The sequence below is a fragment of the Agrobacterium rosae genome (assembly GCF_002915175.1).
In the GTDB taxonomy this organism is placed as follows: Bacteria; Pseudomonadota; Alphaproteobacteria; order Rhizobiales; family Rhizobiaceae; genus Agrobacterium; species Agrobacterium rosae.
Map to the genome: position 1 here is coordinate 346,664 of NZ_NXEJ01000008.1, position 20,491 is coordinate 367,154.

Consider the following 20,491-nt stretch of genomic DNA (forward strand, 5'->3'; position numbering starts at 1 on the left):
TTTCATGCTCCTAGCGATGACACCATCCGGGGATAAAAATCGTTATACGTATGCTGAAGCTCTTTAATGTTTGCAGGGCGTCCAAGATGAAATCCCTGCCCTAACGTGCAACCCACAGAGCGCACGAACTGGAGTTGGTATTCGGTCTCTATACCTTCGGCTGTGGTCTCCAAACCGAGGCCTTTTGCCAGTTGAAGCAGGTTTGCAACCACTGTCCGGCTTTCGGCCTGTTCCTGAAGATGCATGACGAAACTACGATCTATTTTTATTTTGGTGATCGGCAGCGTCAGAAGATAGCTGATGCCGGAATACCCTGTGCCGAAATCGTCCAGAGCGATACCGATACCGAGCGCCCTTAGACCCGCCAGCATTTCCCGGCATTCGAGCGAACATATCTGCACGCTCTCGGTCAATTCCAGTTCCAGCCTGTTGGCGGGAAGACCGTGCGTGAACAGTGCCGATTTCACCTTTTGCGCAAAGTTGCCCTGTTGTAACTGCGCAGGAGAGACGTTGACGGCCAGAAATGTATCTGGCGGCAGTTTTGCAGCATCCGAACAGGCCTTGTTCAAGACCCATTCGCCAATTGCCACGATTTGCCCCGTCTTTTCGGCAACAGGAATGAAGTCTGCGGGCGAAACCCAACCGAGTTTTGAATGGTGCCATCTCAAAAGGGCTTCGAACCCGACAGGCTCCAACTTCGAAACCGAGAATATTGGCTGGTAATGCAATTCGAATTCGCCGTTTCGCAAAGCGGCATCGAGATCGTGCTGGAGGACATGACCGCGCTCGCCGGACATTTCCATGCCCTGCTTGAAAAACCGGAACGTGCCCCTGCCTTCAGATTTTGCTGCATAGAGAGCAATATCGGCCTTCTTGAGCAGTTCGGAAATCTCGCTACCAACAGCGACTTCCGTACAAATTCCGATGCTGGTGCCGACAGAAACCTCTTTGCCCAACAGCATGAAGGGTCTGGCTAAAGACCGGATAATGCTTGACGCAAGTTTGCTGGCTTCAACCAACGAATCCTTGCGCACGGCCTGGATAATGGCAAATTCATCGCCGCCGAAACGCGCCGCGATATCACCAGGCCTCATCAGAGACAGCAAACGTTCGGCGAAAGAAACGAGCAAAGCATCGCCACTGGCATGACCCAAGCCGTCATTGATCGATTTGAAGCGATCGAGGTCCAGCAGCATGATGTTGACGCGACGACCACCCTCACCCATTCCGGCAATCATTTCCTCCAGCTTCTTGCCGAAGAATGTGCGGTTCGGGAGCCCGGTGAGAGCGTCGTGGTGAGCAAGATGCTCCATGTGCTTGGCAACATCGCGAACCTGCCGCAAGTGCTCGCGCTCCACAACCGCCTCTCTCAACGTTTCGATCGCTACAGCGAAACGACCAATTTCATCATGGCGGTTCTGAAACGGTGTGACGGATCGCGTATCGTCGCGGGCAATACGGCTCAAGGCGCTGACGAGTGCCGGAACCGGCTTGAAAACCTTGCGCATGATCAGCGTAACGGCGGCACCGGTTAAAATCAGAATGGTCAAAAGCAGCACGAAGGAGTTGCGCAGGAGCTTGTTCTGGCTTTCCTGGAGCGCATCGGCCTCGCCGATGGTCGTCACGAGCGCACCTTGCAATTCACCCTTCAGATTGACGACGGGCACATAGGCGATGAAGTGACGAACCTTATCCACGTCTGCAAATCCGACGAAGAAATGGCTAGGATTGGTGTAATCAGGGAGGGAGAGATCGAGACCGTTGCTGGAGCCGAAGGCTTCAGCCGAGCTGGTAAATGCTTGCTGGCCCGACGATTTCTGGAACAGCCAGATGTTGTTTTTCGTCTGCGAGGCAGCCAAACCGAGAACGTCTGCCGGGTTGAAACCCGTATCCAATATGGACGCATCGTCACCCAGAGGGCGCTCACTGATGATCTTGGTGATCTGACCATCATCACCACTTTCAATCGCGATGAAGGTGTAGATGGAGCGAATAGCCGAGCTCGTGACCTGTGCATTCAACTCGGCCTGACGACGCCATTGCTCCAGCGAGTCCCGCTCGACCATGACCCAACCGATCGTTGCACCCATGACATAGGCAAGAACGACACTCGATACGAGGAAGACATTTATTTTCCAGAAAAGCGAATGGTACCACACAAGTCGGGTTTGGCCCGCGTGCAGATCGGCGACCTCCCGTTCATCCTTGTTTGCGTATTCGACCATCGTGGCCTGAGACCTCTTCCCCGAAAGAATGAATTCTTACGAGGCATGCCTTAACTCATGCTTTAAAAAAGCTCCTCAAATCGGTGTTAGCCACAACCATTCCGAGATATGGAAAATAAAATCTAAAGAAATGGTCGCGAACTTTCCAAGTTCAAAGTAAAAGTGCCGACGCAGCTCAGAAGACTACGTCGGCTTCTGTGCTTTCAATCTGCCTTCGGCATCGGGCCGATATATCTCGATTGTGGGCGAATGAGCTTTCCAACGGCTTCCTGCTCAAGGATATGCGCAGTCCATCCCGCCATACGCCCTGCGGCAAAGACGTTGGTGAAGCTTTCTCGCGGAAAACCGACGGCCTCGAGAACCAGTGCCGTATAGAATTCCACATTGGTTTGTAGCGGACGCAGAGGCTTCTTTTCGGCCAGCAATGCCAGCGCATCTTTTTCGACGGCCTCGGCAAAGCCTATGCGCCCACCACTGTCACGAAGTGCGCCGACAGCCTGCTTCAATACATCGGCACGTGGATCTCGAACCCGATAGATACGGTGGCCAAAGCCCATCAGCCTTTCGCCACGTGCCAGCGCATCGACCAGCCAAGAGTGAATGTTGCTTTCCTCTCCAATCGCGTCGAGCATATCGAGCACAGGACCGGGTGCCCCACCATGCAACGGACCTTTGAGAGCGCAAAGAGCGCCGATAACCGAGGAAAACACGCCCGCTTTCGTCGACGCAATGACGCGTGCCGTAAAGGTCGAGGCGTTCAGCCCATGATCGGCCACCGTGACCAGATAGGTATCGAGCGCCTTGACCTTTTCAGGCGACACTTGGCTGCCGTGCAGCATCCTTAGAAAATCGGCCGCATGGCTTAACGTCGCATCGGGGGCAACGGGCGCAAGCCCAGCACTTTTGCGGGCGATAGCAGCCGCAAATACCGGTACGGCGGCGACGGCCATGACATGATGATCCTCCGGTTCAACATCAGCCAAAGACGACAACAACAGCCGCAACGCTTCGACTTGTGAGAGATTGCCGGTGGCGGGCGAAAGTGCGCCCACCAGACGGAATGCGTGGATGCGCGCTTGCGCAAGCGCAGCACGGATCTCGGCCTCATTGGCGGGATTGGCAGCAAGCCCATCCCAAAGCAGGGCAAGAACCGCTTCGAAACTCCAATCTGACAGTCGGTCAAGATCATAGCCGCGCACGACCAGACGTCCCGCTGTCCCGTCGACATGACTGAGAATGGTCTCAGCCGCGACGATATTTTCCAGGCCGGGGCTTGCGGTTTCAGAAACCAGCGTGAGTGGTGAAGACGTTTTCGATTGCATAGTCATGATGATCCTCATGGGTTGACTTCCATAAGAATGATGCTTGAATCAATATAATCAATCTTGATTAATTCAATCAATGTCGGGAAAATGACCAAACAAGATCAGTTCATCGATGCGGAGGCCGCATCACACGCGCTCGGTATCAGCCGTGCGACGCTCTACGCTTATGTCAGCCGTGGGCTGGTTCGCACGATAGAGGGACCGGACGATCCACGCCGACGGCTTTACAGCAGACAGGACATAGACCGTTTGAGCAAAAACAAGTCGGTGGGGAAAAAACCGCGCGACGTGGCGGCGACAACGCTCGACTGGGGCTTACCGGTTTTGTCCTCCGGCATCACTCTGATCGAAGATGGTCACCTCTTTTATCAAGGACGCGACGCAGTGAAGCTGGCCGAGCATCAAACACTCGAGGAGGTCGCCCGACTGCTATGGTCATGCGAAGATCATGATCCATTCGTGAAAACCGTAAACGCTGAGTGGAACGCTGCGCTTCTCGACCTTACCAAGGATTTGCCCTTGACCGAGCGATGTCAGGCCCTGCTTGCATTTGTCGATGCGGGCAGAATGACGGCATGGCAGCGCGATAACAGAGTGCTGTGGCCGAGTGCCGTCGCTCTGTTGCGATCGATAACGGCGGCAATCAGCAACAGCCAACCCAGCGCCATGCCTGCGCATCTACATCTGGCGAAAGTCTGGAATCTTGATGAGGCAGGAGCCGATATCATTCGCCGCACACTTGTGCTGCTTGCAGATCACGAGCTAAACGCTTCAGCCTTTGCAACGCGTGTCGTAGCCTCCACCGGCGCATCGCTTGGAGCCTGCCTCGACGCTGGTCTTTCAGCGCTGAGCGGACCTTTGCACGGTGGCATGACGAGCCTTGTTGAAATTCTTTTCGACGAAATCGAAGACTCCAGAAGCGCAGCCGAGGTCGTGGAAAAACGATTGCGACGCGGTGATGGTCTGCCCGGCTTCGAACATCCCTTGTACCCGGGAGGCGACCCGAGAGCGGCAGCGCTGCTCCCTTTGTTAGGACCAAACGAAAAGCGCCAGGCCCTGATAGAAACAGTGTCCGAAACGACGGGAAAACTGCCGACGGTTGATGTGGCGCTGGTGTCCATTCGCCGTGAACTGGGGCTTCCCCCAGGTGCAGCACTGGCACTTTTTGCCGCGGGCAGAACAGTGGGTTGGATCGCGCACGCGCTGGAACAGTTTCAGGAGAAAAAGCTGATCCGCCCCCGTGCACGTTATGCAGGCCCGCAACCCGAACGGACATAATGGATATTGGCGATAACGAATATATGTTGAAGACAATGTAATTCTCAGATCAACGATAGTCGCTTCACTTGCCAGCATCGCAAATGACTGTAATGAAATTGTCCTGAATTGACGTTACGGGAGGGTTTCGCATGACCACGATGACAGAGGCGAATATAAGACTTGGTGCTATTCTCGCCGAGGCTGAAAATCAGCAGTCATCGCTCGGCGTTGCGATCCTTGAAAGCAACGGCCTCGTGCCGGAGACGATCGAGATCGGCATGGCTGCGCAGGCAATCGCGGCAGCAGCCATCGGCAGGGAAGTCGACGGCTGGAAGATTTCATTTAACAGTGGGCGGGCTGTCTCTGCACCCCTTCTCGATGTGTACGACACGAGCATCGATGTTTCGTTCGAGGTGCCGAAACCAGGCGCAGTCGCCGTCGAAATCGAGATATGCTTCGTTCTCGCAAACGACATTCCGCCGCCCGCAACGGGAACCGAATATTCCCGAGAAGACGTGCTATCGCACATCGCATCTGTCCACTTGGGGGCCGAACTGGTCAGCTACAGGCTTGTGGAAGAAAACAAGGTGCCCTTCCCGCTGTTTTTGGCGGACCGCCTTGGCAACCACTCCTTTGTTCTGGGTCCGGAACTCGACAGCGCGGTTTTGGAGCGCGTCGCCAATCAGGATGCCACGTTGCCAGCGCTGATTATCGAAGGCGATGACGAGGTGCTGTTTGCGGCAGCCGCGAAACATCCGCAAGCCGATCCGATCGCCCCATTGCTTGCCTATGCCAATGCACCGCTTGACCATCTCGGCGGCCTGAAACGTGGGCAAGTCGTGACCACCGGCAGCCTTTGCGGCGTTATCCGGCTGTCCGGGCAAACGAAAATAAAAGCATCATGGGATGGCATCACAGAAATGACGCTGGTGTTGCCTGCGTGAATGCTGCAGCGCACCCGTGACTTTTCACAGGGCGCAGACACCCCTCATCACTGCTACACTGGAACCTGAAGAAATTGTCGTTGAACAGTTTTAACAGGAGATATTTCGATGGCGCAGTCGATCATGAATGCTCTTGGCAAGCCGCTTTATTATAGCGACACGTCAACCGGTTTTTTCTCGGCCACAGGCTCCGGTCCTGACCTTTATGGCACCATCAAAAACGATTCGATGTGGGGTGACAGCGGTGTCAACGTGACCATGCATGGCGGCACGGGTGATGACATTTATTACCTGTATTCCACCATCAATCGCGCTACGGAAGCAGCCGATCAGGGAACCGACACCATCAACACATGGATGAGCTACACGCTCCCCGACAATATCGAAAATCTGATTGTTACGGGCGACGGACGGAACGCCTTTGGAAACGCGCTCGATAACATCATCAGTGGCGGCTCTGCCAAACAGACGATCGATGGCGGCGCAGGCAACGACGTGCTGACCGGTGGCGGCGGAGCGGACACCTTCGTTTTCGCCAAGGGCAATGGCACGGATCTGATCACAGATTTCGGTTCTGACGATTTCATCCGGCTGGATGGCTACGGGGTGACATCCTTCGATCACCTCATCAGCACGTCCACGCAGAAGGGTGCGGACCTCTGGCTCAACTTCGACAATGGCGAGAGCGTCGTGCTTGCCAACACAACAGCCGATAGCCTCGATGCAGATCAATTCAGGCTGACGCTAGATCGCTCCAAGCTTACATCGACCTTTGCCGATGAATTCAACTCGCTTTCCCTAAGCGACGGGCAACGCGGCATATGGGAGCCGAAGTTCTGGTGGGCCGGAGAGGAAGGCGGCAGCCTTCACACCAACTCCGAAAAACAGTGGTACATCAATCCCGCCTATCAGCCGACCTCTTCAGTCAATCCATTTTCCGTCCAGAACGGTGTGTTGACCATCACGGCGGCGGCAACACCGGATGCGATTTCCGACGCCGTCAACGGATATGACTATACGTCCGGCATGTTGACGACCCATTCATCCTTTTCGCAAACCTACGGATATTTCGAAATGCGGGCGGACATGCCGAGCGATCAAGGCGCATGGCCTGCTTTCTGGCTGCTACCGGAAGACGGCAAATGGCCACCTGAACTCGACGTCGTAGAAATGCGCGGGCAAAACCCAAATACGCTGATCCTGTCAGCGCATTCCAACGAGACAGGTCAACAGACGTCGACCATCAACAACGTCAACGTGACCAGCACCGAAGGCTTTCACACATACGGACTGCTGTGGGATGAGGATCACATCACATGGTACTTCGATGATGTCGCGGTTGCCCAAATCGATACGCCAACCGACATGCATGACCCGATGTATATGATCGTCAATCTCGCTGTCGGCGGCATAGCCGGTACTCCGACAAACGGATTACCCAATGGCTCCGAGATGAAGATCGACTACATCCACGCCTATTCGATCAACGATCCCGCAGTGAGTGCTATGTCGCAGACGACGTCATCGGACAATCTGCTGGTCTGAGATCATCCGATGACAGAAGCTTTGGTATTGAAGTCGATTACCAGAGCTTCACATGCCTGTTCACATCCTTGTAGAGCAGGTAGCGGAACCGTCCGGGGCCGCCTGCGTAACAGGCCTGCGGGCAAAATGCGCGCAGCCACATGAAATCACCGGCCTCGACTTCGACCCAGTCGTTGTTCAAGCGGTAGACGGCTTTGCCTTCCAGCACGAAAAGCCCGTGTTCCATGACATGGGTTTCCATGAAGGGAATGGTCGCGCCTGGCTCGAATGTCACGATATTGAGGTGCATGTCGTAGCGACCGTCGGCGGGATCGATGAAGCGGGTCGTTGCCCATTTTCCATCCGTATCAGGCATCGCAGACAATTCATGCTCATCTTCATGGGTGAAAATGGCCGGTGGGAGCTCGAGCCCCTCCACGACATCGAACACTTTGCGGACCCAGTGGAACTTGGCGGGAACCGACCCGATACCCTTGATTGTCCACGCATGACCAGCGGGAATATATGCGAAGGAACCGGACCGCATTGCATGTTGCTGGCCCTCATACTCGATTGTCATCTCGCCATCGACCACGAAAATTGCGGCCTGTGCACGTGGATCCGGCTCAGGCTTTTCGCTGCCGCCACCGGGCAAAACTTCCATGACGTATTGCGCAAAGGTCTCGGAAAATCCCGTCATCGGGCGAGAGATGATCCATGCCCGTGTGTCACGCCAGTGAGGAAGGACACTGGTGACGATGTCAGACATCACACGCTTTGGAATGACCGCATAGGCAGTCGTGAATGTCGCCTTGCTGGACAGAAGCTCCGTCTGGCCCGGAAGCCCGCCAAAATCAGAATAATACCGTTTGTTTCCCATGATGCACTCCAAAGCCATGCTACGTCATAGAATGCTTTAGAGCCTTTCAGAACCAAATGGAATCTTCATTTCATCGGGCGCAAGCCGCGCCACCTCCAGAGCAGCACGGCTTGCGATTTTGCTATGGATCAAGCCTTCTTCCGGATGACGCCATAGACGATATTGCGGTTTTCTCCGAAAAACACCTCCGCTTCGAAGGCCAACGGATCGATGCTGGCATTGATGATGCTCCACATGTCCGCCTTCGAGCGCAGCAACAGCGCCCAGTTCATGAAGGTCTCCATAAAACCGTCGTCGTCAATATCCTGTGCAAAGTTGGCGAACAGGAATGTGCCGCCGGGCTTCAGCATGTCGAGGCAACGCTGCGTCAGGGTGATTGCCACCTTATCGATGAGATAATCGTAAAGGCCTGCGGCGTAGACGAAGTCGAACTTTCCAAGGTCATGTTTGCGGGACATAAGGCCGCGAACCGACCCGTCGATAGCTTCAATAGCGGTGCCACTAAAGTCTCTTGCAATTGCGCCGATACTCATCGGGTCCTGATCGAGTGCAACCCACCGCTTGATCTGGCCTTTTGCCAAAGCCTTAGATCGGCTGGCTTCGCGGAGATGGCCTGCCGCCACGGTCAATATTTCGGTTTCGGGCCCCTTCTGCTCAGCAATCTGGTCGACGTAGCGTGTCAGAATATCCAAGCGTTCGCGCACTGCGGCAGAGGATAAAGAGTTTCTGGTGCATTCATAAAGTGCCGCGCCCAAAGGAGATGCTGCACTCACCTTATCGGCAACAGCTTCGTGCCCGTAAATGAAATCGAGCAGTTGTGCGTCACCGGAGTAGCCACGCGGCTTTTCGAAAGACCAATTGGTAAACGGATCCTGATGCAAATATTTGGCGACGGCGTGGTTTTGAGCGATGGGAATAAGCTCTTTCCACACTCCAGAATGGTATTTTTTTCGCAGTTGATGCAATCTCTCGGCGACTGAATGTATAATATTCTGTGGGAAATTGTTCCCAATAAATTGCTGTTGTGCCAAATTGAGAATGAGGGCAAGCTCTGCTTGTCCGAGCACCAATTGCTCTTGAAACAGCTCCCCTCTCTTGGCAAAAATTTCCTGGGATATGGCTTCCGGAGTGATCAAACTCTCTCCGTCGAATGATTTATTCTTGAGCTGGGACACCAACACCTCCAACGTTTAACACATTGTTAACGCTATAACAATTTGAACGGGATGGCGAGGGGCGGAAACAGTAGAATCTTGCGTTGCAGCAATTTATTTCTAGGTATTCACGTTTAAGGTAAATCTAATACCCAAGCTTTTCCTGCTGGGGATTCAAAGAAACTTAATCTGCACTGGAATAGAGTTCGGCGCTCGTTGTTACTCTGCAATCCGCGCATGAAAGACCAAAGTCTTGGAGCAGGTTTGTCGAACAATCGGCGGAATAGCGAAGGCATTATTGCGAAATTATTGCAACCAATGGGTCAGTGCATGAAGCACAGTTTAGCAGACGTGGTTGAGTTTGATTTGCATGCGGACGCTTCTCGCAAGAGATCGGCTGATACGATGCGCGCACTCTTCTTGGAAGAAGCCGATACGAAAAGACGACTGGCGATACGGCGAGGCCTGTGGGCCTCCGGGCCTATCTATCTGATGTTCTCGCTAACCGACCTTCTTCTCATTCCAGACGTCGCCATCCATACGATGTTTGTCCGTTTCGTGGTCGGCATTTTAGCGCTGATGACGTTGGAAATGCAGGTCCGCGCCGAAGTGAAGACGGACCAGATGGACATTACCTGTGCTGCTGCGGTGGTCAGCAGCTATATCGGCTGGCTTTTGCCAGCGATGATGAGCAGCCACGTTACCAATATGTCCTATTACATGGTTTTTGGCGCGATATTCATGATGGGGGCGAACCTCTTTTTCACCTTCAATTTCAAGCTGTCGCTGATCGCGTCCAGCTTGATCCTCGGGACATATTTCGTCGCGCTGAGCTATTTCCATGAAGATATCTATTATCTGATTGCCTTTGGTACCTTTTACCTCACTTGCTTCGCCTTCACGTCCTACGTGAACCTGCGTCTCAACCGCGAGCGCTACCATGTGTTCCTCAACGCCATCGAAGCCAAGGTGCAGCAGAAGGAGGCGGAAGATCGCGGCGAAGCCCTTTTGCGGCTTTCCAACACCGATCCGTTGACAGGCCTTGAAAATCGAAGGGCAATCGACAGCAGGTTGCGTCAGCTGTGGGATGAGTGGATCAAGGCCGAGCATAATTTCGCGGTGTTTCTGATCGATGTCGATTTCTTCAAGAAGTACAATGACTATTACGGCCATCAAGAAGGTGACCGTTGCCTGATACAGGTCGCGCAGATGCTGGAAACCAGCATGAGCCGTTTCGACGCGGTGATCGGACGTTATGGTGGCGAAGAATTCATCGCGCTTGCCCGGTTCAGAACGCATAAAGACATTGAAGACATAGCCGAGACGCTGCGAAAAACCGTAGAGGGCATGGCCCTGGCACATGAGAGACGGCGGGACGGCACATCCGTCATCACCGTCAGCGTTGGCGCATCCTTCACGCGACCACAGCCCGATCCGAAGCTGGAACGCATCGTCAATGAGGCCGACCGCGCGCTGTATCTCGCCAAGGCGAATGGTCGCAACACGGTCAAGCTGTTCGATCCAAACGATCCCCACAATAGTGACGATACGGAAAACGTCGCAGCTCTTCTCAACATTGCGATTGAGCAAGACTTGGTGTCGCTTGTCTATCAGCCGATCAAGAACCTTTCATCCGGCAAGATCGATGGCGTGGAAGCTCTGATGCGACTGAAGCTGCTGGATGGAACGTCTGTACCACCAAGCATATTCATTCCAATTGCCGAACGCACCGGCACGATCATGGAACTTGGCCTTTGGGCCGTACGCACCGCCTGCCAACAGGTCATCCGTTGCGACAGGATGTCAGTCGTCAGCGTCAATGTTTCGCCAATCCAGCTGAAAAGCCCAGGCTTTGCTACCTCCATCGCCGCCATTCTGGGTGATGTGGGCGTGTCCGGCGGCAGGCTCGCTTTCGAGATTACCGAAGGTCTTGAGATGGACATGAATTCGGATGTCCTGCGTTGCATCAGCGATCTCAAGACGCTGGGCATCAAAATCTGGCTGGATGACTTCGGCACCGGCTTTGCAGGACTGTCGTGGTTGCGCCTGATCGACTTCGACACTGTGAAAATCGATAAGTCTTTCCTTCATGACGGCATGACACCGCGCGGCAGGGCAATGCTGAGCGATATCATCGGCCTCATTCGCAACCGCGGCCACAAGATATTGGTCGAGGGCGTCGAGACCGCCGAGCAACTTGAGCTTTTGAAAGAGCTGCGGATCGATCAGGTCCAGGGCTATTATGTGGGGCGCCCTGCCCCGGTGGAAAAGCTCGAAGGCTGCTCTACACGTTACCTTCCCCGCACCGGCCTTATGCGCCCAGCTTGAATGAAAAAACCCGGCACTTGTGAGTCGCCGGGTTCATATTCTTCATGAGCTGGCGTCTCAGTCGATCGCACCCGGTACTTCGCACATCTCACGCTCACCGACGATGATCGAGCGCTTGCCGACATGGTTCGCAGGTCCGACGATGCCTTCCTGCTCCATGCGCTCAACCAGCGAGGCGGCGCGATTGTAGCCGATAGACAGGCGACGCTGTATATATGACGTCGAGCACTTCTTATCGCGCAGCACGACTTTCACGGCCTTTTCGTAGAGGTCTGCCGTGTCGTCTTCGCCCATGGCCGATTTGTCGAAAACAGCGCTGTCTTCTTCCACGCCCTCATCCGCCTCGTCTGCGTCTTCGGTAACGGTGCCCAGATATTCCGGACGGCCCTGTGTTTTCAGATGTGCGACGACCTTTTCGACCTCTTCATCCGACACGAATGGACCGTGCACACGAGAGATACGACCGCCGCCGACCATGTGCAGCATATCGCCCTGACCCAGCAGATGTTCGGCCCCCTGCTCGCCGAGAATGGTGCGGCTGTCGATTTTCGACGTGACCTGGAAGGAGATACGCGTTGGGAAGTTCGCCTTGATGGTGCCGGTGATCACGTCCACGGACGGACGCTGTGTCGCCATGATGAGGTGGATACCGGCGGCACGGGCCATCTGCGCCAGGCGCTGGATAGCGCCTTCGATTTCCTTACCCGCCACCATCATCAGGTCGGCCATTTCATCGACGATAACGACGATGTAAGGCATGGCCGTCAGGTCCATTTCTTCCTGCTCGTAGACGGCTTCGCCGGTGGCGCGATCAAACCCGGTCTGCACGTTGCACATGACCGTTTCACCCTTGGCACGGGCAGAGGCCGCACGAGCATTGTAGCCATCGATATTGCGCACACCCAGACGCGACATCTTGCGATACCGGTCTTCCATTTCGCGCACAGCCCATTTCAGCGCCATGACGGCCTTCTTGGGGTCGGTCACGACAGGTGTCAGCAGGTGCGGAATACCGTCATAGACCGACAGTTCCAGCATCTTGGGATCGACCATGATCAGGCGGCACTCTTCCGGCTTCAACCGGTAAAGCAGCGACAGGATCATCGTATTGATCGCAACAGATTTACCGGAACCGGTGGTGCCCGCGACTAGAAGATGCGGCATCTTGGCCAGTTCCGCCACGACAGGCTCGCCGCCAATGGTCTTGCCAAGGCAGAGCGCCAGCTTCATGCGCGTTTCGGAATAATCCGGGGATTCGATCAGTTCGCGGAAATAGACTGTCTCACGAACCGGGTTCGGCAGCTCGATACCGATGACATTGCGGCCGGGCACCACGGCAACACGGGCTGACAGCGCCGACATGGAACGAGCGATATCGTCCGACAAGCCGATGACACGCGAAGATTTAACGCCGGGTGCTGGCTCGAATTCATAAAGCGTCACGACCGGGCCGGGACGTACATCGATGATCTCGCCCTTAATGCCAAAGTCTTCGAGAACACTTTCCAGAAGGCCAGCACTCTGTTCCAGCGCTTCAGGCGTCATGGTCGTGGTTTGCAGAACCTGCGGCTTTTGCAGCAGATCGATCGGCGGAAACTCGTACTCACCCTCGCCGAAGACCGGCGCGTCTAGGAACATCGGCTGATTGGCGTTGCGGGCAACGGTGCGCATTTCGCGGCGCGGTGCGGTCAGCGCGACAGCTTCGACCACCGCTTCCTCCACAACGGCAGGAACCGGCATCGGCTCTTCGACCGCAGCGGAGACCTGAAGCTGTTCAACCTCTTGAATGTCGGACTGCTGAACAGGGCGAACATCGACCTGTCGATAGAGCGCAACCGCTGAGCCTTCCGGCTTAATGAATGCTGGCTTTTCAATGGTTGGAAGTGTTTGACGGATGACCTGGGCCGGACGCGGAGCAGGCTTTACGACAGCGGCGGCCATCGGTGCTGCAGCGACCCGTTGTGCCTTGATGCGCGCCAGTTCTGCAAGCCGCATGGGCTGGGACGGTGGCAGGATGGTCGTCCCGACATCCAGGCTCATTGCTTCCCAGAACATTTCGTCGGACAGGACTTCTGCAAAGGCAGGAACGTCGAATGAAGCTGCGGGCTGCTCTGTCGGAAAACATGCAACGTCTATTTGTTCGGCACTGACTGCGTCCGATACCTGCGTCACGTCGGCAGCAGCTTCGATCGGCGTAGATGCTTCCTGCTCCTGACGCAGCGCCAGTTCGCGGCGCAGGCGGTAGGTCAGCGCCAGCGCTCCTGTTGCGCCCGGCGGCTGCGGCAGCACGGCTGGTTTTGCGATCCGGCGTTCCACAGGCTCTTGCTTCGGCGCGATCTTTTCGACGGCGGCGACCACCGCTGGCTCTGGCGCAGCAGCCACGGGCACGATTTCAGTCTCGGCTCTGCTTTGCGCAGATGTCGGAGCCTGCTTTCCAGCCACAAGATTTTGCGGCGTGCGGGTAAAACGTACATTTGGCCCAAGCGTAAAGTGGTTTTGCCACAAAGGCATCTCTTCACGGCCCTCGATCGCATTGGCTGCGTTCTGGTCGGCATTATGCCCTATAACGGCACGCTGATCTGCCGTTAACGGCATCAACTCAGGGCGGATGTCTTGAGAAGCGCTAGGCTCCGCAATGGACTGTTCCTGTCCTCGCTCATCTATCATGTTGAGGGAATAGTTTGAATTCGATCGAGGAAAACGCATCACAGCCTGTACACTCATCATAAACGGACATTCGGCACAACAAATGAGATAGAAAATAAAGGTTAATCACATGTTGCCAACGGCCCCTCTCGGATGCGTTTTCATGATCTTATTTATGGCTGTGTCTGCATGGCCACGCGGCCGAAATCTGCGGATACATATGGAAATCTCAGTCCTTCCAGATACTTATCGACATCGCTGCCTCTTTAAATCCATACTAAACTCATTTTATCCATTGGTCAGTCACAACTAACAAATATTGACTTTACAACTAACATGTTAATGTCGTATCAGATGATGGTCAGTTCAGGAGGAGCAGGACATTGACTGGTAAATTCGGCCTTTCGGCAGCACTCACAACCCCTTTTGCGCAGGACGGAAGCATTGATTTCCCGGAACTGGTTGCGCAAGCCAAGCGCTCGCTAGCCGCTGGCTGCAACAGCGTCACACTGTTTGGAACGACTGGTGAAGGCAGTTCCATCGGCAACAGGGAACGGGCCGAGGTCTTGTCGGCATGTCTGGACGCGGGCATCGATGCGACGTCTCTCGTCGCAGGCGTCCTAGTCGACTCAGCGCAAGATGCCGCCGATCAAGCCGGAGCCGCTCTCGATGCTGGCGTGCGCAACATTCTCCTCGCGCCACCATCCTATTTCAAGAATGTCAGCGATGATGGTCTTTACGAATGGTTCTCGGCTGTTTTTCAGCAGCTTGGGGGTAAGGCGCGTGACATTCTCGTTTATAACATCCCCTCGGTCACCATGGTCGCGCTTTCGGTCGAATTGATCGGCCGCCTGCGCCACGCATTTCCGGGCATCGTTACCGGCGTAAAGGATTCGTCCGGTGACTGGCCTTACACGCAAAGACTGCTGGCCGAACACCGAGACCTCATCATCCTCATCGGCGACGAGCGTCATCTGGCACAAGGTGTTCGCCTTGGCGGTCAGGGTGCGATTTCTGGCTGCGCAAATTTCCTTCCAAATGAAGTCCGCGCCATGGCCGTGGACGGCGTGGATGACCCCCGCGTCCTGGACCTTGTCGGTGAACTGTTGAAATATCCGGTTACGCCTGCGGTGAAGGTGCTCGTCTCGCATGTGACCGGCGAAAACACATGGCATTCCGTTCGTCCACCACTGGTTTCCATTTCCGCTGAAAACCGTACAAAGCTTGTGGCGGCATTCGAGTCGCTTTTCCGCAGCCAAGCGGCTTAGAAAGAAAATGCATGGATGACACTGGCGAACAGACCACGTTGCGCGAAAAGGCCTATGAGAGCTTCACGCTCCATCTTCTCGCGCGCGATGTTCGCCCAGGCCAGTTCATTTCCCAACGTCGCCTTGTGGAGCTGACGGGATTACCGCTTGGCGCAATCCGTGAGGCCATTCCAAGGCTGGAAGCAGATGGATTGATCAAGACGGTGCCACAGCGCGGGCTTCAGGTGGCGCATATCGACATCAATCTCATCCGCGAAGCATTCCAGTTTCGCATTTTCATGGAAAAGGAAGCCGTGGCTATTTTCGCCCGCACGGCTTCCGACGAGACGATTGCAGGGATGATTAGGGAGCACCGCGATATTGGAGAGGCAGCGCAGAGCGGCAAGACGTCGCCGGAGCTGGATGCGCGTGCTCAGGCCGTTGATTGGGGCATGCACGATGCTTTCATCGACTCGCTCGGCAATTCCATTATCTCGAATGCCTACCGCGTCAATTCCATCAAGATGCGCCTGATCAACCAGGAACGCTTTCGCATTGCCGGTCACGTCAAATCTGTGATGGCGGAGCATCTGACCATTCTCGAAGCCATCGAGCGACGGGCACCGGAAGAAGCGGCGGAAAGACTGGTCGCCCACATTCGCAATGCGAGAGACCGGGCTCTAGCAGTTTAGACCATCGGTCGATCCGATGAGGAACGGACTATAAATCATCGGCCGAAGGTGAGGAGATTTTCGGCCAAACAGGAGGAGGAACACATGACGCATTCACTGCTCAATCCCACACGCCGTGCATTCATGGCCGGAACGGCAGCTATTGCCGGCACTGCCGCACTCGGCATTCGCCCGGCAGCCGCTGCCGTCGACTGGAAAAAGCACGCTGGCACGACTCTGGAAGTCAATCTCGTCAAAAGCCCGCGCAGCGAGACGCTTCTGAAATACATCAAGGAATTCGAAGAACTGACCGGCATCAAGGTGAATGCCGAGGCAACGCCGGAACAACAGCAGCGCCAGAAGGTCGTCATCGAACTGTCCTCCGGCAGGCCAAGCTTCGACGTGGTTCACCTGAGCTATCACGTCCAGAAGCGCCAGTTCGAAAAGGGCAAGTGGCTGGCTGATATCAGCGGCTTCCTGAAAGACCCGACACTGACCGATCCTTCGCTGGTCGAAAGCGATTTTGCAGAAGCGGGCATGCAGTTTGCCAAGGATAGCGATGGCGTTCTGCGCTCCCTGCCCTTCTCAGTGGATTACTGGATCCTCTACTGGAACAAGGAATTGTTTGCAGCCAAGGGCCTAAAATATCCGCAGACTTTCGAAGAGCTCCTTACCGCAGCGGAAGCGCTGACCGATCCGTCCACCAACACCTATGGTTTCGTGGCGCGCGGCCTGAAAAATGCCAATACGCCGGTCTGGACATCGCTGATGCTGGGTTACGGCGCAGCACCAATCGTAGATGGTAAGATCGACGCCACAACCAAGGAAGCAGTGGAAGCGGCAACGCTTTACCAACGCCTGATGACAAAGGCAGCGCCTCCCGGCGTTTCCGGGTTCAACTGGGCAGAAGCGCAATCGGCCTTCCTTCAGGGCAAGATCGGCATGTGGCTGGATGGCGTCGGCTTTGCACCCCCTATCGAAAACCCGGAAAAGTCGCGCGTCGTCGGCAAGGCAGGCTACGGCGTCATGCCGAAGGGTCCGGCGCAACAGGCTGCGGGCACATTCGGTGACGGCCTTGGCGTGGTTGAAGCCTCCACCAAGAAAGAAGCTGCATACCTCTTCTGCCAATGGGCGATTTCCCACGAAATGGGTGCCCGCCTGTTGCAGGCCGGTGCAGGCGTGCCGTTCCGTCAGTCCATTCTGGAAGATGCCAAAGTTCGCGAAGGTGTGAAGATGCCAGCGGAGTGGCTGGATGCGGTCGTTGGGTCCGGCAAGGTTTCCAAGCTGGCCCTTCCCGTCATCATCCCGGTCACGGAATTCCGCGACATCTACGGCGTCGGCCTCACCAACATGATTGGTGGCGCAGACCCGGCAGCCGAACTCAAGAAAGCGACCGAACAGTTCGCACCTGTTCTGGCACGTAGCGAGGGATAATGGTGTCCGTCAGCATCGAAAATGCCGCAAGGCCAACGAAACTCGTCAGAAGGAGCAAGCCCACGCGGCTTGCTCCCAACTACTGGCCTTTCGTCATACCCGCCCTCGTCGTCATCGCAGCGGTGATCGTTTTTCCATGGGTGTTTACCCTGTGGATGAGCGCGCAGCGCTGGACGCTGGGGCAGGAACAGAGCTTCATCGGTTTCGACAACTACATCCGTCTGGCAAGCGATGCGCGGTTCTGGGAATCGCTCTGGCATACGCTGGTCTATACGACGCTATCGGTTGTCGCTCCCTTGTTTCTTGGTACGCTGGCGGCATTGCTGTTCGATGCGGAATTTCCGTTACGCGGCTTTCTGCGTGGCATTTTCGTCATGCCGATGATGGCAACTCCGGTTGCCATCGCACTCGTCTGGACCATGATGTACCATCCCCAGCTTGGTGTGTTGAACTATCTCCTGTCCTTTATCGGCATCGGCCCGCTGGAGTGGATCTATAATCAGTCGACCGTCATTCCCTCTTTGGTGCTGGTGGAAACATGGCAGTGGACTCCGCTCGTCATGCTCATCGTTCTCGGAGGCCTCGCCGCTGTGCCGCGTGAGCCCTACGAAAGCGCCGAGATCGACGGAGCAAACGCCTGGCAGAAGTTCCGCTATCTGACCATGCCGATGATCGCGCCCTTCCTGATGATTGCGGTCATCATCCGCTCCATCGATGCCGTTAAGAGCTTCGACATCATCTATGCGATGACGCAGGGCGGACCCGGTACGGCATCTGAAACGATCAACATCTATCTCTACAACACGGCCTTTGCCTATTACGACATCGGTTACGGCTCGGCCATGGCCGTCGTCTTCTTCATCGTCATTGTCGCGCTGTCCTTCGTACTGTTGATGGTACGTGCCCGCACCCAATGGAACGAGATGGAGGATCGCTGATGAAACGCAAGACGCTCAATAAGATTGGCCTGTTCTTCGTCGCGCTCGTGATGATCTCACCCGTCATCCTGTTTTTCCTCTGGATGATCTCGCTCTCGCTGAAATACGAGATAGAGAACGGAGCCTATCCACCCATCCTCATTCCCGAACGCTTCGCATGGTCGAACTACGTAAAGGTATTCGAGGAGAACAACTTCTTCCTGTATTTCTGGAATTCCGTCCTGGTCACAGGCGCGGCCACCTTCCTCGCACTCGTCATCGGCGTTCCCGCCGGTTACGGCATCGCGCGTCTGAAGGCGGAGAAGGCAGCGATCGTCATCATGATCGCACGTATGACGCCCGGCCTTTCATTCCTTATTCCGCTGTTTCTTCTGTTCCAATGGCTGAACCTGCTGGGCACACTGTGGCCGCAGATCATCATCCATCTGGTCGTCACCGTACCCATCGTGGTCTGGATCATGATCGGCTATTTCGAGACGACGCCGAAGGAACTCGAGGAAGCAGCCAGTATGGATGGTGCGTCGTCCTGGCAGGTGTTCCGCCTCGTGGCACTGCCCATTGCCAAGCCTGGCATCGTGGTATCCTTCATTCTCGCCGTCATCTTTTCCTGGAACAACTTCGTCTTCGGCATCGTGCTGGCCAGCCGAGAAACGCGCACCCTGCCGGTCGCGGTCTACAACATGCTGTCCTTCGAGCAGGTCAGTTGGGGTCCGCTTGCGGCCGCGGCGCTGATCGTCACGCTGCCAGTGCTGTTGCTCACCATGTTCGCGCAGAAACAGATCGTTGCAGGCCTCACTGCCGGCGCCGTCAAAGGCGGTTAACTCATTAAATTCATTACGGGATCAAAACCATGGCACCGGTCAATATTCAGAATGTTCAAAAGCGCTTCGGCGCAGTCAACGTCATCCACGGCATCGATATCGACATTGGCGATGGTGAATTCGTCGTCCTCGTCGGCCCCTCCGGCTGCGGCAAGTCAACTCTGCTGCGCATGATTGCGGGTCTGGAAGAAGTCAGCTACGGCGAAATCCGCATTGGGGCGCGTGAGGTCAGTAACCTGCCCGCCCGTGATCGCGATATCGCCATGGTGTTCCAGAACTACGCGCTTTATCCGCACATGACAGTCAAAGAAAACATGGGTTTTGCGCTGAAGCTAAAGAAGGTCAGCGCTAGTGAAACCGCCGAGAAGGTCAACAAGGCGGCGGCCATTCTCGGCCTGGACAAGCTGCTGGATCGTTTCCCACGCCAGCTCTCCGGCGGTCAACGCCAACGCGTCGCCATGGGACGCGCCCTGGTGCGTGATCCACAGGTCTTCCTGTTCGATGAGCCCCTGTCCAACCTTGATGCCAAGCTGCGGGTGCAGATGCGCGGCGAAATCAAGGCCTTGCATCAGCGCATCGGCACCACCACCGTTTATGTCACCCACGACCAGGTAGAAGCCATGACCATGGCCGACAAGATCGTCGTGCTGCATGATGGCGTTATCGAGCAGATTGGTGCGCCGCTTGAGCTTTATGACCGCCCCGCCAACCTCTTCGTTGCCGGTTTCATCGGCTCACCCGCCATGAATTTCATTCGTGGCCGCGTAGAAGAAGGCGTCTTCCGCACCTCCAAGGGGCTTACACTGCCCTTACCTCAGACGGCAAATCCCGCCGAACTCGGCGGGCGTGATCTCGTCTATGGTATCAGGCCTGAACATATCCGTGTTGCCGAAAACGGGATCGCAGGCCGGGTTGGGCTGGTCGAAGGCACGGGCTCGGAAATCTATGCGAAGCTGGATTGCATAGGCGAGGACATTGCCTGCCTGTTCCGCGAGCGGCTGGATATTCGCTTTGGCGACACCGTCAGCATTGCTATCAATCCCGCCTCCGTGCATCTTTTCGACCGGGAAACGGGCAAGCGAATCTGATCGTTC

Annotated in this window: 15 protein-coding genes; 10 read left to right on the top strand and 5 right to left on the bottom strand. The window is 55.6% G+C overall.

Annotated elements, in window-relative coordinates; all coding sequences use genetic code 11:
• Positions 1-2: 2 nt before the first annotated feature.
• A complete protein-coding gene (locus CPJ18_RS17420) occupies positions 3-2,225 on the bottom strand; it encodes an EAL domain-containing protein (protein WP_103659493.1) in 2,223 nt (740 codons plus the stop codon).
• A gap of 203 nt (positions 2,226-2,428) precedes the next feature.
• On the bottom strand, positions 2,429-3,553 hold the full coding sequence (locus tag CPJ18_RS17425) for a citrate synthase/methylcitrate synthase (protein ID WP_245445431.1): 1,125 nt from the start codon (positions 3,551-3,553) through the stop codon (positions 2,429-2,431).
• Positions 3,554-3,637: 84 nt separating this feature from the next.
• On the opposite strand from CPJ18_RS17425, the gene CPJ18_RS17430 reads away from it, so the two are divergent.
• The 3 genes from CPJ18_RS17430 (at position 3,638) to eglC (ending at position 7,299) form a co-directional block, all read left to right on the top strand.
• A complete protein-coding gene (locus CPJ18_RS17430; RefSeq protein WP_103659494.1) occupies positions 3,638-4,828 on the top strand; it encodes a citrate/2-methylcitrate synthase in 1,191 nt (396 codons plus the stop codon).
• 131 nt (positions 4,829-4,959) lie between these two features.
• A complete protein-coding gene (locus tag CPJ18_RS17435) occupies positions 4,960-5,754 on the top strand; it encodes a 2-keto-4-pentenoate hydratase (protein WP_103659495.1) in 795 nt (264 codons plus the stop codon).
• A gap of 108 nt (positions 5,755-5,862) precedes the next feature.
• On the top strand, positions 5,863-7,299 hold the full coding sequence (gene eglC, locus CPJ18_RS17440) for an endo-1,3-1,4-beta-glycanase EglC (protein WP_103659496.1): 1,437 nt from the start codon (positions 5,863-5,865) through the stop codon (positions 7,297-7,299).
• 37 nt (positions 7,300-7,336) lie between these two features.
• Here eglC and CPJ18_RS17445 read toward each other — a convergent pair whose 3' ends face one another.
• Together CPJ18_RS17445 and CPJ18_RS17450 are read right to left on the bottom strand one after the other, a co-directional pair.
• Entirely contained in the window at positions 7,337-8,158 is an 822-nt protein-coding gene (locus tag CPJ18_RS17445; RefSeq protein ID WP_103659702.1) for a bifunctional allantoicase/(S)-ureidoglycine aminohydrolase, read from the bottom strand.
• Positions 8,159-8,286: 128 nt separating this feature from the next.
• Positions 8,287-9,333 (bottom strand): class I SAM-dependent methyltransferase, encoded by a 1,047-nt coding sequence (locus tag CPJ18_RS17450; RefSeq protein ID WP_103659703.1) that lies wholly within the window; start codon positions 9,331-9,333, stop codon positions 8,287-8,289.
• Between the two features lie 309 nt (positions 9,334-9,642).
• On the opposite strand from CPJ18_RS17450, the gene CPJ18_RS17455 reads away from it, so the two are divergent.
• Positions 9,643-11,640: a putative bifunctional diguanylate cyclase/phosphodiesterase gene (locus tag CPJ18_RS17455; protein WP_103659497.1), complete on the top strand. Its 1,998-nt coding sequence runs from the start codon at positions 9,643-9,645 to the stop codon at positions 11,638-11,640.
• 57 nt (positions 11,641-11,697) lie between these two features.
• Here the strand turns inward: CPJ18_RS17455 and CPJ18_RS17460 are convergent, their stop codons facing one another.
• On the bottom strand, positions 11,698-14,367 hold the full coding sequence (locus CPJ18_RS17460; protein ID WP_103659498.1) for a DNA translocase FtsK: 2,670 nt from the start codon (positions 14,365-14,367) through the stop codon (positions 11,698-11,700).
• Between the two features lie 302 nt (positions 14,368-14,669).
• On the opposite strand from CPJ18_RS17460, the gene CPJ18_RS17465 reads away from it, so the two are divergent.
• From CPJ18_RS17465 to CPJ18_RS17490, 6 genes are all read left to right on the top strand, one after another.
• Positions 14,670-15,554, top strand: a complete 885-nt coding sequence (locus CPJ18_RS17465) for a dihydrodipicolinate synthase family protein (protein ID WP_103659499.1) — start codon at positions 14,670-14,672, stop codon at positions 15,552-15,554.
• 11 nt (positions 15,555-15,565) lie between these two features.
• Positions 15,566-16,225, top strand: a complete 660-nt coding sequence (locus CPJ18_RS17470; RefSeq protein WP_103659500.1) for a GntR family transcriptional regulator — start codon at positions 15,566-15,568, stop codon at positions 16,223-16,225.
• Between the two features lie 84 nt (positions 16,226-16,309).
• A complete protein-coding gene (locus CPJ18_RS17475; RefSeq protein WP_103659501.1) occupies positions 16,310-17,638 on the top strand; it encodes an ABC transporter substrate-binding protein in 1,329 nt (442 codons plus the stop codon).
• Positions 17,638-18,576 (top strand): carbohydrate ABC transporter permease, encoded by a 939-nt coding sequence (locus CPJ18_RS17480; protein WP_103659502.1) that lies wholly within the window; start codon positions 17,638-17,640, stop codon positions 18,574-18,576. The genes CPJ18_RS17475 and CPJ18_RS17480 overlap by 1 nt, the downstream gene beginning before the upstream one ends.
• Positions 18,576-19,397 carry a carbohydrate ABC transporter permease gene (locus CPJ18_RS17485; protein ID WP_167397930.1) on the top strand — a complete coding sequence of 274 codons (822 nt, stop codon included), beginning with the start codon at positions 18,576-18,578 and terminating at the stop codon, positions 19,395-19,397. Before CPJ18_RS17480 ends, CPJ18_RS17485 begins: the two co-directional genes overlap by 1 nt.
• A 29-nt stretch (positions 19,398-19,426) precedes the next feature.
• The gene (locus CPJ18_RS17490) at positions 19,427-20,485 is read left to right on the top strand and encodes an ABC transporter ATP-binding protein (RefSeq protein WP_103659504.1); all 1,059 of its coding nucleotides are present in this window, start codon (positions 19,427-19,429) and stop codon (positions 20,483-20,485) included.
• Positions 20,486-20,491 lie beyond the last annotated feature (6 nt).

What these genes read in the sequence shown, in the direction of transcription:
- CPJ18_RS17475 (WP_103659501.1), top strand. Translation starts at nt 16,310, where the DNA reads ATGACGCATTCACTGCTCAATCCCACACGCCGTGCATTCATGGCCGGA.
- CPJ18_RS17430 (WP_103659494.1), top strand. Translation starts at nt 3,638, where the DNA reads ATGACCAAACAAGATCAGTTCATCGATGCGGAGGCCGCATCACACGCG.
- CPJ18_RS17480 (WP_103659502.1), top strand. Translation starts at nt 17,638, where the DNA reads ATGGTGTCCGTCAGCATCGAAAATGCCGCAAGGCCAACGAAACTCGTC.
- CPJ18_RS17420 (WP_103659493.1), bottom strand. Translation starts at nt 2,225, where the DNA reads ATGGTCGAATACGCAAACAAGGATGAACGGGAGGTCGCCGATCTGCAC.
- CPJ18_RS17470 (WP_103659500.1), top strand. Translation starts at nt 15,566, where the DNA reads ATGGATGACACTGGCGAACAGACCACGTTGCGCGAAAAGGCCTATGAG.
- CPJ18_RS17425 (WP_245445431.1), bottom strand. Translation starts at nt 3,553, where the DNA reads ATGACTATGCAATCGAAAACGTCTTCACCACTCACGCTGGTTTCTGAA.
- CPJ18_RS17445 (WP_103659702.1), bottom strand. Translation starts at nt 8,158, where the DNA reads ATGGGAAACAAACGGTATTATTCTGATTTTGGCGGGCTTCCGGGCCAG.
- CPJ18_RS17460 (WP_103659498.1), bottom strand. Translation starts at nt 14,367, where the DNA reads ATGATGAGTGTACAGGCTGTGATGCGTTTTCCTCGATCGAATTCAAAC.
- CPJ18_RS17435 (WP_103659495.1), top strand. Translation starts at nt 4,960, where the DNA reads ATGACCACGATGACAGAGGCGAATATAAGACTTGGTGCTATTCTCGCC.
- CPJ18_RS17490 (WP_103659504.1), top strand. Translation starts at nt 19,427, where the DNA reads ATGGCACCGGTCAATATTCAGAATGTTCAAAAGCGCTTCGGCGCAGTC.
- CPJ18_RS17455 (WP_103659497.1), top strand. Translation starts at nt 9,643, where the DNA reads ATGAAGCACAGTTTAGCAGACGTGGTTGAGTTTGATTTGCATGCGGAC.
- eglC (WP_103659496.1), top strand. Translation starts at nt 5,863, where the DNA reads ATGGCGCAGTCGATCATGAATGCTCTTGGCAAGCCGCTTTATTATAGC.
- CPJ18_RS17485 (WP_167397930.1), top strand. Translation starts at nt 18,576, where the DNA reads ATGAAACGCAAGACGCTCAATAAGATTGGCCTGTTCTTCGTCGCGCTC.